This is a genomic window from Mesorhizobium sp. 1M-11, from assembly GCF_001303895.1.
GTDB lineage: Bacteria > Pseudomonadota > Alphaproteobacteria > Rhizobiales > Rhizobiaceae > Mesorhizobium.
The window spans coordinates 213,800-225,942 of sequence record NZ_LJSD01000075.1 but is presented as its reverse complement, the minus strand read 5'-3'; the positions used below and the strand labels follow the sequence as shown (position 1 = coordinate 225,942).

The window sequence follows — 12,143 nt, the reverse complement described above, 5'->3', positions numbered from 1 at the left end:
CAGCGGAGCGCCTGGCCGGGACGGGCGGCGCATCCTTCATTCGAGCATCGGACGGTTCAAGCTATGCGCTGGCCAATCCGATGCTCAGGCGGTCGTCCCCCGCCTGAAAGCAATCAGGCCGCGGCCTGCTCGGCGGTCTTCTTGGCGATCTGCTTCTTCAGCAGGCGAGCGCGCTGCGACAGCTCCTTCTCGCTGGCCTTGGCCAGGAAGGCGTCGAGGCCGCCGCGGTGCTCGACCGAACGCAGCGCGTTGGCCGAAATGCGCAGGCGAACGTTCTGGTTCAGCGCTTCCGAGATCAGCGTGACATTGACCAGGTTCGGCAGGAAGCGACGCCGGGTCTTGTTGTTGGCGTGGCTCACATTGTTACCGGTCTGGACGGCTTTGCCGGTGAGTTCGCAAGCGCGGGACATTTTTGCTACCTTCAGTTCATACCGGGCCAAACCTTCGAGCCGCGCCAAATGGCGCGCGGTGCTTTCGGCGGCCTCAAGGAAAAAGTTGGCGTTCCATAGTGGCATTTGGCCGGTGCGTCAAGCGTTGTTCGGCTTGGGAACCAGCCTGTCACCAGCAGTGGCACAGCTCGCACGCTTCGATCCACCGCAGGTCGGTGCGATCTATCACCTGTCGAGCAGGTTTTTCAAGGTAAGGCAGCCGCTCGCCCCAAGCCAGTCCGGCGTATGGCGCGCATCGCCAGAAAAAACAAGACGATCGCGCCCAGGCCGAAGACGACGTTGCCGGTCACGGCAACCACGACGGGGATACCCAGAGATTGAGCCTGCACGCACCCGACCCAGACGTAAGTCATCAAGGCGCCGCCGGCGAGTGCCGTCTTGTGAACCATGCCCCATTGTGGAGAACTGGACCACCGCAGGACAAGTGCGATGCCGGCTGCGATGAGAACGCACCAGAGCCCGACGACAGACCATCCAGACGTCAGTTCGGCAATGAAGTCCCGCGCCATCAGCAGGCTGGTGAGGAAGAAGCTCGCCAGGCCAATCATCCGCGGCGAGGGGGGCAGCATTGCTGTCTGACGTGACGGTGCTGGAATTGCGAAGGCGGCAATCACAAGGGCGACAATGGCAAGACTTGCGGCGGCGAACTGGCTCGGCGTGGCGATGAATTTCTCCGATTCGATCTGGCTGTAGGTCAGGAAGGCCGAGCCGGCGAAGAAAACCGCTGTGGCAATGGCTACGCCGAATGCTCCGAGCCAGGGCCGCTTCGGTGCAGGGTCGAAGGCCTCGATCAAGGCGATCGGTACGGCGATGCTCCAGATCGTGTGGAGCGTCAGAACATCCTGGATGAGGCCGATGCTGGTGCCGAGCGCATCGATGCGCGTATCCGCATAGGCGACGGCCATGTCGATACCGCCATAGTGCGGGTTCCAGAGCATCTGGTCGATCGGGCCTTCTTCCAGCAGGGCATAGGCAGCGGCGAGGAGGAGGATCGTCAGCCAGCCACGGCCGAGGTGGCGTGAGGTCTCGCGAACCAGAAGCGCGCCGCATCCGTATAAGGGAGCAAGCAGGACAATGCTGCCGAGGCTTGTTATCGGCTGATTGCCAAGCAGCCACTCGCCGACAAGAGGCGCAAGCAGCACGAGCGATATGGCCAGGACGATAGGACGGCGCTTTGCGGGCGGCATCTGCTGGACGAGCTTTCGACGATGAGGGGGCGTATCCTCATTAATAATGGAGTGTGTACTCTATTATTTCAAGTGCAGATGAAGCTAGAGCCGGGCCTGAGGACTGAGATAGGTGTCCGGGCTGGTGATCAGCGTGACTCAGAGGGGATGCGATGGCGGTTGAGACGCACATCGTGGAAGCCGGAATCGGCGATGGTGCTGCACAGATCGAACCATTCGCAGCCGTGGCAGGCCTGGCGCGTGATTCCGGCATGAAAGGCCGCGCGCATGCGTTTTATCATCGGCGCATCGAGGGAAAAACGCTCGCCGTCTCGGATCGGGCGTCCAATAAGGGTCTCGACCGCATTGGCGGCAAGCCGATCGCGTTCAGGTACGGTGTCCCGGAAGCAATGGGGGGCTGCATCGCCCAGCAAGGGCAGGCAGATGTCGTCCGGGCCTGCGACGAGGAGCATGTCCTCGCCGCTGCTCAGCCGTTGCACCACCGTGTCGTAGCCCTTGGTAAAGGCTTCGCTGTAGCCCTTGCCGACATAGGTCAGCATGCACAGCAGGTGGTGCGCGCGGATGCGGACGGTCACGTCAGCTCCGCGAAAGCAATATCAGAGCGAAATCTTGCCGCGGCGTACCGCTTCGATGGTCGCGGTGGCCAGAACGGCCTTCAGGATGCCGCCGAGCACGAACGGGGCGAAGCCGAACGTATAGGCCTTTTCCGCGCCGATCATGCCGGCCAGCACCAGCGTGCCGAACACCAGGATGAAGGCGTTGCCGGCGAGCATGGCGACGACGTTGCGGACCAGACGGCCTTCGGCGGTCCAGCCACGCTCGGCCAGCCAGCCGACGAATGCAGCGGCGATCGGGAAGGCAGCGAGATAGCCGGCGGTCGGGCCGGCGAAGTAGGCGAGGCCGCCGGCGCCGCCGGCCAGAACCGGGAAGCCGATGGCGGCTTCACCCAGCCAGGCGAGAACAGTGACGAGGCCGAGGCGCCAGCCAAAAAGCGCACCCACCAAGGTGACGGCGAAAGTCTGCATGGTCATCGGCACCGGGAACATCGGCACCTCGATCCAGGAAGAAGCAGCAAGGAACAGCGTGCCCAGGAAGACCGCGACCGCCTGGACGGTCAGCGAGCGGCCGGCAAGGCGCAAGGGAACGAAAGTGGTGGAAGCTGCGGCGGGAGCGTTCATAAGGCCTCTCCGGGTCAAATTTTGGTTCGCCGGCTCTCCGGCGTCTTGCAGGATGCATATTTCACAGGCTGATGGTGCAACGCAACAGCATTTGCGGCGTTGAGGGACAACCCATGCGTCAGACCACCAGAAGCCTTGACGGCGCCCCATAGATTCGCCGGATTTGGCAGTTTGAGAAGTCGCCAGAGCAATTCCAGCAAAAGTGCGCAGCGGTTTTGCGTCCGGAATTGCGTAGAAACAAAGAGTTGGAGCATTTCCGCGAAAAGCGGAACGCTCCAGGGACATCCAGGCTGCTTGTAGCCGACCTTGAAAGGACCGACGTTTCGATGCCGTGCCCGACCCCTGTCCTTGCTGCTCTGCTTGCCGGCACCCTTTTCGCCACGTCTGCCGCCTCCGCCGCGGAAGCTTTCCACGGCGAATATACGATTTCCTTCCTCGGCATCACCGTGGCGCGGTCGAGTTTCGACAGCCGCTACGAGGGCGACAAATACACGATCGACGGCAGCGCGTCGGCAGCCGGCCTGGCGCTGATCTTCGACGACACGACCGGTACGCTGACGGCGACGGGCCGCTTCTCGCGCTCCGGCATCCAGCCGCAGGCATTTCGCGCGGACTATACGTCGGGCAAGAAGGTCTCGATGGTCGACATCCGCTTTTCCGGCGGCGGGGTATCCTCCTCCAAGGTTTTGCCACCGCCGAAGCCACGTGGCGACGACTGGCTGCCGCTTGGCACCGGCGACTTGAAAGGTGTCACCGATCCGATCGCTGCCACGGTGATCCGCGCCGACAGCCTGGATGATGTCTGCGGACGCACGGTGAAGATGTATGACGGCGAGATGCGCGCCAATCTTGTGCTGACGCCAGGGACCAAGGGCAAGATGGCAGTCAAGGGCTACCAGGGACCAACCGTGACCTGCCGGATGACCTTTCAGCCGGTGTCCGGTTATGCGCAGCGGCGCAAGGCGTTGAAGTTCCTGCGCGACCGTTCGAAGATCATGGTGACGTTTGCGCCGCTCGGCCAAACCGGGATATATGCGCCCATCCACGCCACCGTCGGCACGGAGATCGGCACGATCACCGTCAGGGCGCGACGGTTCGAGGCGAAAAGCTAGGCGTGCGAAGACGCGCCACCGGAGGGGATATGGGGCGCGCGACACTGATAGGTTTTTCGGCCGTGGCGATGTGGGCGCTGTTGGCGCTGCTCACCGATGCTTCCGGCACGATGCCGCCCTTCCAGCTTTCGGCCATCACCTTTGCCATCGGCACCTGTGTCGGTCTGGTGGCCAGGCTTTTCATGCCGGCGGCAAAACGGGAGCCGGTCCCGGCGATCGTCTGGGTGATCGGCATTGCCGGCCTGTTCGGCTATCATTTCTTTTACTTTACAGCTTTGCGCAACGCGCCGGCAGTTGAAGCGAGTCTGATCGCTTATCTGTGGCCGCTGCTCATCGTGCTGGGTTCGGCGCTGATGCCGGGCGAAAAGCTGGCATGGAATCATGTCGCCGGTGCGTTGCTTGGCCTTGCCGGCACGTTCCTCATTGTCACCAAGGGTGGCGGGCTCGCCTTCGATGCACACTATGGGTTCGGCTATGCAATGGCGGCGGTCTGCGCGGTGCTGTGGTCGTCCTATTCGCTGCTGTCGCGGCGCTTTCCATCGGTTCCTACCACCATCGTCACCTGGTTCTGCCTGGCGACGTCGGTGTTGTCCCTGATCTGCCATCTGCTGCTTGAACAGACCGTGTGGCCGGCAAATGCCGGCCAGTGGCTGGCCGTACTCGGCCTCGGCCTGATGCCGGTTGGGGCTGCCTTCTATGCCTGGGACATCGGCGTGAAACGCGGCAATATCCAGGTGCTGGGTGCAGCGAGCTATGCCGCGCCGCTTCTGTCCACGCTGGTGCTGATCGCCGCCGGTTTCGCGGATCCCAGCCTGCGTATCCTTGCAGCCTGCGTGCTGATCACAGGCGGCGCCGTGCTGGCGGCCAAATCACTGTTGTTCGGCAGGCGCCGGCCAGTCGAGAACGGAGCCGGCGCATGATGCCCTTTCCTGGCGGCATCGAAGCGACGCCGAACGGCACATTGATTTTTTCGATCGTTGCGGCGGTGCTTTATGCCTTTGCCATCGACAGGCCGCCGTCGTTGAAGCGCTCGGCGGCCAAGACACTGGCTGTCGGGTTGCTCGCCGCGCTCGCCTATCTCCAAGGCGGACCAATGCTGCTCGTCGCAGCGCTGGCGCTAAGCGCTCTAGGCGACGCATTCCTGTCGCAAGACGGCGACAAGGCATTCCTCGGCGGGTTGGGCAGCTTCCTTGCCGCGCATCTTGCCTATGTCGCCCTGTTCATTGCTGCCGGCAGCGGTCTCTCGACGCTGACAGAGGCCCCTTGGCACATCATGGCGGCTTTCGTCATGGCCGCTTTCGCGTTCGGCATGCTGCGGTTGCTGTGGCCACGGATCGGCTCCGACCTGAAAATTCCAGTCGCCGTCTATGTCGCCGCCATCTTCGCCATGGGCGTGACGGCGCTAATCACCGGTGATGCGCTGGTGATGGGTGGAGCAGTGTTGTTCATGGCTTCCGATGCGTTGCTGGCCATCGAAAAATTCCTGGCCGAAACCGTGGAACGGCACAGAGTCTGGATGCGCTACGCGGTGTGGGCGCTCTACTATCTGGCGCAACTGGCGATCACGCTGGGCTTTCTGTTCGCGATCTAACAAGTCTTCGGCTGCCAGCCGGGTGCGGCCATCTCGAACGCGGAAAAATCGAAACCCGGTGCCACGGTGCAGCCGACCAGCGTCCAGTCGCCGAGGCTCACCGCCGTCTGCCACCACCCAGCCGGCACCACGACCTGCGGCCGCTCACCGGCGACAAGATCGCTGCCCAGCACATGCCGGGTCACGCCATGGCCCTCCCGATGCAATGACAGCTCCAATGGAGCGCCGGCATGGTAATGCCAGATTTCCGAAGCATCCTTGACCCGGTGCCAGGCTGAAACCTGGCCGCGTTCGAGCAGAAAATAAATCGCCGTCGAACAGCCGCGTCCGCCTTCTGGCGCATCGCGAAAGGTCTCGACATACCAACCGCCCTCCGGGTGCGGCTGCATGTCGAGGGCCGTGATGATTTCGGCTGGCGTCATGTTCAAAAAACGTCCTTGCGCTTGCGGATTTCGGCGAAGACCTCGGCGTCGCTCGCCTTTTCCATGCCGAGATGGCGGCGGATCGCCGGGTCGTGCCAGCGCAGGAACGGGTTGGTGGACAGCTCCTCGCCGATCGTCGTCGGCAAGGTCGGCTTGTCGGCAGCGCGGAGCTTCTCGATTTTCGCGGCACGCTCTTTCAAGGCCGAATTGGTCGGGTCGACAGTCAGCGCGAAACGGGCATTCGACAATGTGTATTCGTGGCCGCAATAAACCTTCGTTTCGGCCGGCAGCGCGGCGAGCTTCTTCAACGATTCGAACATCACCGCTGCCGGCGCCTCGAACAGGCGGCCGCAACCCAGCGCAAACAGCGTGTCGGCGGTGAAGACGACCCCTGATTGCGGGAAATAGTAGGATATGTGGCCGGCGGTATGGCCAGGCGTGGAGATCACTTCGACCGTTTCTTCACCCAGCTTGAAACTGTCACCGCCCTTTACGGTACGGTCAACGCCGGGGATCTTGGCTTTTTCGAGTTCCGGGCCGATGATTTCGAGGCCGAAACGCTGCTTCAGTGCCAGATTGGCCTCGACATGGTCGGTATGGTGGTGCGTGGTGAGGATGGTTTTCGGCGTCCAGCCGGTGCGCTTCACGGCGGCCAGGATAGTAGCCTCCTCCGGCGCGTCGACAAGAGCCACCGCGCCGCTCTTCGGCTCGCGCAGGAGCACGCCGAAATTGTCCTGGCGGCACATGAACTGTTCGATTTCGATCGCCATCGCCGGTCTCCCTTGTCGTCCGCACAGATAGGGTGCTCGGCGGTTCCTGTCACCCTTTAAAGATGTCGCCTCGATCCTACTTGTCCCGAAGATACGGTCGTCAGCGCCGCAGTTTGTTGACTCCAGCCTTCCCGCAGATACGGTCCCAGCCCATGCATTCGGATATTGTCGACCTGCGCTCCTTCTATGCCTCGCCGCTCGGACAACTGGCCGAGCGTTCGATCACCATGGCGCTGTCGTCGATCTGGGCTTCCGTGCCCAACGAAAGGCTGGTGGGGCTGGGTTACGCGCTGCCCTGGCTGGAACGCTTCGGCGCCGATGCAGAACGGGCACTTGCCTTCATGCCCGCAACCCAGGGCGCCGTGGTGTGGCCGTCTGCCGGTCCGTCGGCAACCGCGCTGGTCTTCGACGAAGAGTTGCCGCTGGTCGATTCATCCATCGACCGCATGTTGCTCATCCACTCGCTGGAGCACACGGAAAATCCGCGCGAGACGCTGAATGAAGTCTGGCGGGTATTGGCGCCGGCAGGCCACGTCGTCATCGTCGTCCCGAACCGGCGCGGTGTGTGGGCGCGTTTCGAACACACGCCTTTCGGCACAGGCCGGCCCTATTCGCGTGGACAGATCGCCGAATTGCTGCGGGAAGCGAACTTCACGCCGGCCGCCTGGTCGGATGGGCTTTATTTCCCGCCATCGCAGCGCCGTTTCATGATGCGCTTCCAATCGCTGTTCGAAAGTGCCGGGCGTCGTATGTGGCCGATCTTTTCCGGCGTCATTGCCGTGTCGGCACAGAAGCGACTCTACCAGGGCGTGCCGGTCGCACAGCGTGCATCGCGTCGTGTCTTCGTGCCGGTGTTTTCGCCACAAGGGGCGACGCGGCTCGGTCGTCGAAGACAGGACAACAGTGCTTTGGGGGTTCCAGGAGCGGAGCGGCGATGAGCGACACCACCGGCACCGTTCAGGCCGAAATGAGCAGCCTTCGGGATCAGCTGGCGACGGTGCGGCAAGGGTTGAACACCTCGCCGGGACGCCGTGCGCTGCTGATCTTCGCCGGTGGTATTCTCGCGGTCATCCTCGCCACGGCCTATGGCCAGATCCTGCTCAACCGCTGGAACCAGCCTTTCTACGATTCCCTGCAGCGGCGGGATCTAACCGCCTTCCTCGATCAACTGGTCGTCTTCGCGATGATTGCCGGCGGGCTGCTCGTGCTCAACATCGGCCAGCAGTGGCTCAATCAGCGCTTCCGGCTGAAGCTGCGCGAATCTCTGACGACCGACCTGGTCGAGGAGTGGCTGAAGCCGAACCGCGCCTTCCGGGTCGCCAATGCGGGGGCGATCGGGGTCAATCCCGACCAGCGCATGCAGCAGGATGCGGGACATCTTTCCGACTTGTCGACCGACCTTGGCGTGGGTCTATTGCAGTCCATCATCCTGCTGGTGTCCTTTGTCGGTGTCCTGTGGGCGCTTTCCTCGGGTTTCGTCTTCAACATCGGCGGACATGCCATCGCCATCCCGGGTTACATGGTCTGGGCGGCGTTCCTGTATGCCGGGATCGCGTCCTGGCTGAGCTGGCTGGTGGGGCGGCCCCTCATCGGGCTCAACAGCGACCGTTATGCGCGCGAGGCGGACCTGCGCTTTTCCATGGTGCGCGTGAACGAGAACATCGATGCCATCACGCTCTCCCGCGGTGAAGCGAGCGAGAAACGGCGGTTGGCCACCGATCTCGCCGCACTGGTCGCCTCGATCATGCGAATCTTCCGCGCCCAGATCAATCTCGGCTGGGTCACCGACACCTATGGCTGGATCACCGTGGTTGCACCGATCCTGGTGGCGGCGCCTGTCTACTTCGCCGGCGACATCACCTTCGGCGGGCTGATGATGGCGGTCGGTGCTTTCAACCAGGTCCATTCCTCGCTGCGCTGGTTCGTGAACAATATCGGCGGGATCGCCGACTGGCGCGCCACGCTGATGCGCGTCGCCGACTTCCGCATGGCGCTGAAGGAGGCCGACCAGTTGCATGGCGGCGAACAGCACATCCAGGTGTTCGAAACCAAGGACGGCACCATGGTGTTCGAAGACCTGATCGTCGGAGCGACGTCGGGCTGTTCGAGGCTTGCGGAAAAGTCGGTGAGGATCGAACCGGGAGAGCACGTGCTGATCACCGGCGATCCGAGTGCCGGCAAGACGCTGTTCTTCCGTGCGGTGGCAGGGCTATGGCCCTGGGGGGCGGGGCGTATCGGCATGCCGGCAGGTGCCAATCTCGCCTTCGTGCCGCGCACGCCGTACTTCGCGCCGGGCACGCTGCGCGAGATGTTGATCGACGGCATGACGGGTATCGATGATGCAAGCGTCACCGGTGTTCTGGCCGAGGCCGGCCTCGATCATCTTGCGTCGTCGCTTGATCGTCACGCACGCTGGGACAGAGAACTCAACGAGGAGGAACAGCGGCTGGTGGCCTTTGCCCGGCTCGCCCTGCAGAAGCCGGACTGGGTGGTCATCGACGAGGCGATGGACACATTCAGCGGCACCGTCGTCAAGCGCGTGTTCGCCATGCTGGGCAAGCATCTGCCCAAGGCCGGGATCATCAATATCGGCCGCGGCCAGCACAACTATAACTTCTTTCCGCGTGCGCTCAGCATCATCAAATGCTCGGATCTGCCGGCGCTGAAGCCGCCGCGGGTGCGGGCCGGTGCACTGGAGCCGCCGCCGGTGATCCGCGCGCACAAGCGCAACGGGAACGGTGCCAGGCGCAATGGCAGCGCCGCTGGGCATGACGGTGCCGACGAAAAGGTCGAACGCGTCAATTGAGACAGAAGCCGCCCCGTTGTCGGCGGGACGACTTCCGAGCGGAGAAACCGCTCAGTCAGAGACCATGTGTCCCCGCCCGCGCTTCGGATACGGGGATGGCGCCGGCCTTGCTCGAACCGAAGATGGCGAAAGACAGCGCCGCCAGAACCCAGACGCCGAGGCCGCCGTAAAGCATCACCCAGCCGAAGCCTTCGACGAGTGCGGAGTGGACGACGTCCGTCGGCACAGTCAGGCCCTGTCGAGTGGTATCCTGCAATGCCGCGGTGTTGCCGGCGGCGATCTTTTCGGCGACCGCACGGAGGTCGACCCCGTCGAACGCGTCCGGCAGGCCCTTCTTCAACCCGTGCAGGATGCCTTCGACGAGAACAAAGCCCATGACGGCGATGTTGATGGCGAGCGCGATCAGCCGGGCACTGGTGTCGATGCCGGAAGCCATGCCGGCGCGGCTCGCCGGCACTGAACCGGTCGTCATGTTGGTGGCGGGCGTCGTGGTCAGACCGAGGCCGATGCCGGAAACCAGCGCGCCGGGCAGGACAGTGAGGCCGCTTGCCGCTTCGGCAGCAGAACCCAGCCACATCAGGACGAAGCCGAGGCCGATGGTGAACAGGCCGAGCGGGATGACGATGCGCGCGTTGAAGCGGACCAGCAGGTACTGGGCAATGGGCGGCATCACCAGGAAAGGAACCGTATAGGCAAGCAAAGCGAGGCCTGTCGTGGTGCTCTCATAGCCGAGACCGACCGCGAAATAGATCGGCAGGTAGATCATGAACGGCCAGTAGCTGAAGTTCATGCCGATGCAGCCGATTATCGCGCCGGAGAAATCGCGGATCCTGAACACCGAAAAGTCGAACATCGGGTGGGCATGATAGCGTTCCACCAGGACGAATGCGATGAAGCCGACGATCGTCGCTGCAGCGATGGCCAGGGCAGCGGGGCTCAAGAAGCCACCGAAATCAGGAGCCTGGGTGATGTAATAGGCCAGGCCGAAGACAGCGGCACTGAGAAGGACGATGCCCAGAATGTCGAGCTTCTTGGCTTGCGGGTCGCGCGATTCGGAGACGCCGACATAGGTGAGGACCATGCAGAGCACCGCCAGCGGCGCATGGACGAGAAAGACCCACTGCCAGGTCGACAGGGCCACGATGCCGCCTCCGATGATCGGGCCGAAACCGAGACCGATGCCGGCGATCACGCCCCAGATGGCGAAGGCCCTGCCGCGTTCCCTGCCGTCCTGGAACTGGTGCGAAAGAATGGCGATCGAACAGATGAACATCGCCCCGCCGGCCATGCCCTGCAGAAAACGGGCCGCGATCAGCAGCGAGGTGTTGGGCGCAAGCCCGCACATCAGCGAGGTCAGGCCGAAGGCCGCGACCGTTATGGCAAAAACCAACTTCCTGCCGAAGCGGTCGGCGAAAGTGCCGGTTGCCATCAGCACGGTGGTGCAGGCGATGGTGTAGGCATTCATGATCCACTGCATGGCCTTGAAATCGGCCTGCAGCACGCGTTCCAGCGTTGGCAGGATCACCGGCACGCTGGAGATCTCCAGGCCGAACATCAAGGCAGACAGACAAACGGCGGCGAGCACGAGGCCGTTTCTACTGGGGGTATTCATCAAAACCTCCGGCATCGGCGGAGGCGATGTCCACGCCCACGCCGCTCAGTTGCGGTGCGAAATTCGAATTTCAGATGGTCGCAACTTGAACATATGAAAATGCAATGTAAATCTATTTCAGAGATAACAAATTGGTATGCTGACAATGTTGTCACTAGACGTGGAGGCCGTGCAGGCCTTTGTCATGGTTGCCGACCTTCAGAGCTTCACCCGCGCTGCAGACGCATTGGGCACGACGCAGGCAGCGATCAGCGTGAAACTCAAACGGCTCGAGGAGAGGATTGGCCGCAAGCTGATCGAACGCACGCCGCGCCACGTGCGGCTTTCGGCGGAAGGGGCGGTGTTCATCCAGCCGGCACGCGACTTTCTCGCCGCGCATGACCGTGCCGTTGCAGGCCTCTCCTCTTGCGCCCGCCGTTTTGCGCTGGGCATCGCAGCCCATGTCGCCGGTCCGGAAGTAACGACATTGCTGGCGCGCCTCAACGAACATGATCCGGCGTTGACCATCGAGGTGCAGGTCGACAATTCGCGCAATCTGCTCGATGCATTCGACCGTGGGGAGCTGGATGCCGCGATCGTACGGCGCGAGGACGATCGACGCGATGGCGAGGTGCTGGGGCCGGAGCATTTCGGCTGGTTCGCCGCCCCCAGTTTCCATTGCCGTCCGGGCGAGCCGATGCGGCTTGCTGCCTTGTCACCGGCATGCGGCGTGCGCGACATCGGCACTCACGCGCTCGACGATGCCGGCATATCGTGGACCGAGGTGTTCCTGGGTGGCGGCTCGTCGGTGGTCATGGCAGCGGTGTCGGCAGGGCTTGCTATGGCCGTATTCTCCGAGCGGCTTGCGCCGGTCGGGACCATCGAAGTTAGCCGCAAGTTCAATCTGCCGCCGCTGCCGTCTTCGGAAATCGTGCTGCATTCGACGCTGACCGACCAGCGCTCGCGCGACGCGTTGCGCACTATTGCCTGCGCCTTCCGCGAACACCGCGCTGCTGCCGCGTAGGCTCGACAGGCCT

General features: G+C 63.0%; 13 protein-coding genes. 6 read left to right on the top strand and 7 right to left on the bottom strand.

Annotation, left to right across the window (positions count from 1 at the left end):
• Window positions 1-113: 113 nt before the first annotated feature.
• The 4 genes from rpmB to AO692_RS30485 form a co-directional block, all read right to left on the bottom strand.
• Window positions 114-410, bottom strand: a complete 297-nt coding sequence (gene rpmB / locus AO692_RS30500) for a 50S ribosomal protein L28 (RefSeq protein WP_054313964.1) — start codon at window positions 408-410, stop codon at window positions 114-116.
• Between the two features lie 224 nt (window positions 411-634).
• Window positions 635-1,636: a hypothetical protein gene (locus tag AO692_RS30495; protein WP_200911810.1), complete on the bottom strand. Its 1,002-nt coding sequence runs from the start codon at window positions 1,634-1,636 to the stop codon at window positions 635-637.
• A 128-nt stretch (window positions 1,637-1,764) separates the two neighbouring features.
• Window positions 1,765-2,211: a DUF1284 domain-containing protein gene (locus tag AO692_RS30490; protein WP_054313772.1), complete on the bottom strand. Its 447-nt coding sequence runs from the start codon at window positions 2,209-2,211 to the stop codon at window positions 1,765-1,767.
• 21 nt (window positions 2,212-2,232) lie between these two features.
• Entirely contained in the window at window positions 2,233-2,814 is a 582-nt protein-coding gene (locus AO692_RS30485; RefSeq protein ID WP_054313771.1) for a biotin transporter BioY, read from the bottom strand.
• Between the two features lie 326 nt (window positions 2,815-3,140).
• Here AO692_RS30485 and AO692_RS30480 point away from each other — a divergent pair, with 326 nt between their 5' ends.
• Genes AO692_RS30480 through AO692_RS30470 form a run of 3 tightly spaced genes read left to right on the top strand, consistent with a single transcriptional unit; the run spans window position 3,141 to window position 5,517 of the window.
• Window positions 3,141-3,926 carry a DUF3108 domain-containing protein gene (locus AO692_RS30480; RefSeq protein WP_054313770.1) on the top strand — a complete coding sequence of 262 codons (786 nt, stop codon included), beginning with the start codon at window positions 3,141-3,143 and terminating at the stop codon, window positions 3,924-3,926.
• A gap of 29 nt (window positions 3,927-3,955) precedes the next feature.
• Complete coding sequence (locus AO692_RS30475; protein WP_054313769.1) at window positions 3,956-4,846, top strand: EamA family transporter; 891 nt, start codon at window positions 3,956-3,958, stop codon at window positions 4,844-4,846.
• Entirely contained in the window at window positions 4,843-5,517 is a 675-nt protein-coding gene (locus tag AO692_RS30470) for a lysoplasmalogenase (RefSeq protein WP_054313768.1), read from the top strand. Before AO692_RS30475 ends, AO692_RS30470 begins: the two co-directional genes overlap by 4 nt.
• Here the strand turns inward: AO692_RS30470 and AO692_RS30465 are convergent.
• Both AO692_RS30465 and gloB read right to left on the bottom strand, forming a co-directional pair.
• Complete coding sequence (locus tag AO692_RS30465; protein ID WP_054313767.1) at window positions 5,514-5,939, bottom strand: cupin domain-containing protein; 426 nt, start codon at window positions 5,937-5,939, stop codon at window positions 5,514-5,516. The two genes, AO692_RS30470 and AO692_RS30465, sit on opposite strands and share 4 nt — an antisense overlap.
• A 2-nt stretch (window positions 5,940-5,941) precedes the next feature.
• Window positions 5,942-6,709, bottom strand: coding sequence for a hydroxyacylglutathione hydrolase (gene gloB / locus AO692_RS30460; protein ID WP_054313766.1), 768 nt, complete (start codon window positions 6,707-6,709; stop codon window positions 5,942-5,944).
• A gap of 152 nt (window positions 6,710-6,861) precedes the next feature.
• Here gloB and AO692_RS30455 point away from each other — a divergent pair, with 152 nt between their 5' ends.
• Window positions 6,862-7,647, top strand: coding sequence for a methyltransferase domain-containing protein (locus tag AO692_RS30455; protein ID WP_054313765.1), 786 nt, complete (start codon window positions 6,862-6,864; stop codon window positions 7,645-7,647).
• Entirely contained in the window at window positions 7,644-9,515 is a 1,872-nt protein-coding gene (locus tag AO692_RS30450; protein WP_082407669.1) for an ABC transporter ATP-binding protein/permease, read from the top strand. The genes AO692_RS30455 and AO692_RS30450 overlap by 4 nt, the downstream gene beginning before the upstream one ends.
• A 55-nt stretch (window positions 9,516-9,570) precedes the next feature.
• Here the strand turns inward: AO692_RS30450 and AO692_RS30445 are convergent, their stop codons facing one another.
• Window positions 9,571-11,127, bottom strand: a complete 1,557-nt coding sequence (locus tag AO692_RS30445) for an MFS transporter (RefSeq protein WP_054313764.1) — start codon at window positions 11,125-11,127, stop codon at window positions 9,571-9,573.
• A 145-nt stretch (window positions 11,128-11,272) separates the two neighbouring features.
• On the opposite strand from AO692_RS30445, the gene AO692_RS30440 reads away from it, so the two are divergent.
• Window positions 11,273-12,130 (top strand): LysR family transcriptional regulator, encoded by an 858-nt coding sequence (locus AO692_RS30440; protein ID WP_054313962.1) that lies wholly within the window; start codon window positions 11,273-11,275, stop codon window positions 12,128-12,130.
• Window positions 12,131-12,143 lie beyond the last annotated feature (13 nt).

Excerpts from the sequence above, each read along its gene's own strand:
- AO692_RS30475 (WP_054313769.1), top strand. The coding sequence starts at position 3,956 with ATGGGGCGCGCGACACTGATAGGTTTTTCGGCCGTGGCGATGTGGGCG.
- AO692_RS30485 (WP_054313771.1), bottom strand. The coding sequence starts at position 2,814 with ATGAACGCTCCCGCCGCAGCTTCCACCACTTTCGTTCCCTTGCGCCTT.
- AO692_RS30440 (WP_054313962.1), top strand. The coding sequence starts at position 11,273 with ATGTTGTCACTAGACGTGGAGGCCGTGCAGGCCTTTGTCATGGTTGCC.
- gloB (WP_054313766.1), bottom strand. The coding sequence starts at position 6,709 with ATGGCGATCGAAATCGAACAGTTCATGTGCCGCCAGGACAATTTCGGC.
- rpmB (WP_054313964.1), bottom strand. The coding sequence starts at position 410 with ATGTCCCGCGCTTGCGAACTCACCGGCAAAGCCGTCCAGACCGGTAAC.
- AO692_RS30470 (WP_054313768.1), top strand. The coding sequence starts at position 4,843 with ATGATGCCCTTTCCTGGCGGCATCGAAGCGACGCCGAACGGCACATTG.
- AO692_RS30480 (WP_054313770.1), top strand. The coding sequence starts at position 3,141 with ATGCCGTGCCCGACCCCTGTCCTTGCTGCTCTGCTTGCCGGCACCCTT.
- AO692_RS30495 (WP_200911810.1), bottom strand. The coding sequence starts at position 1,636 with ATGCCGCCCGCAAAGCGCCGTCCTATCGTCCTGGCCATATCGCTCGTG.
- AO692_RS30455 (WP_054313765.1), top strand. The coding sequence starts at position 6,862 with ATGCATTCGGATATTGTCGACCTGCGCTCCTTCTATGCCTCGCCGCTC.
- AO692_RS30450 (WP_082407669.1), top strand. The coding sequence starts at position 7,644 with ATGAGCGACACCACCGGCACCGTTCAGGCCGAAATGAGCAGCCTTCGG.
- AO692_RS30445 (WP_054313764.1), bottom strand. The coding sequence starts at position 11,127 with ATGAATACCCCCAGTAGAAACGGCCTCGTGCTCGCCGCCGTTTGTCTG.
- AO692_RS30465 (WP_054313767.1), bottom strand. The coding sequence starts at position 5,939 with ATGACGCCAGCCGAAATCATCACGGCCCTCGACATGCAGCCGCACCCG.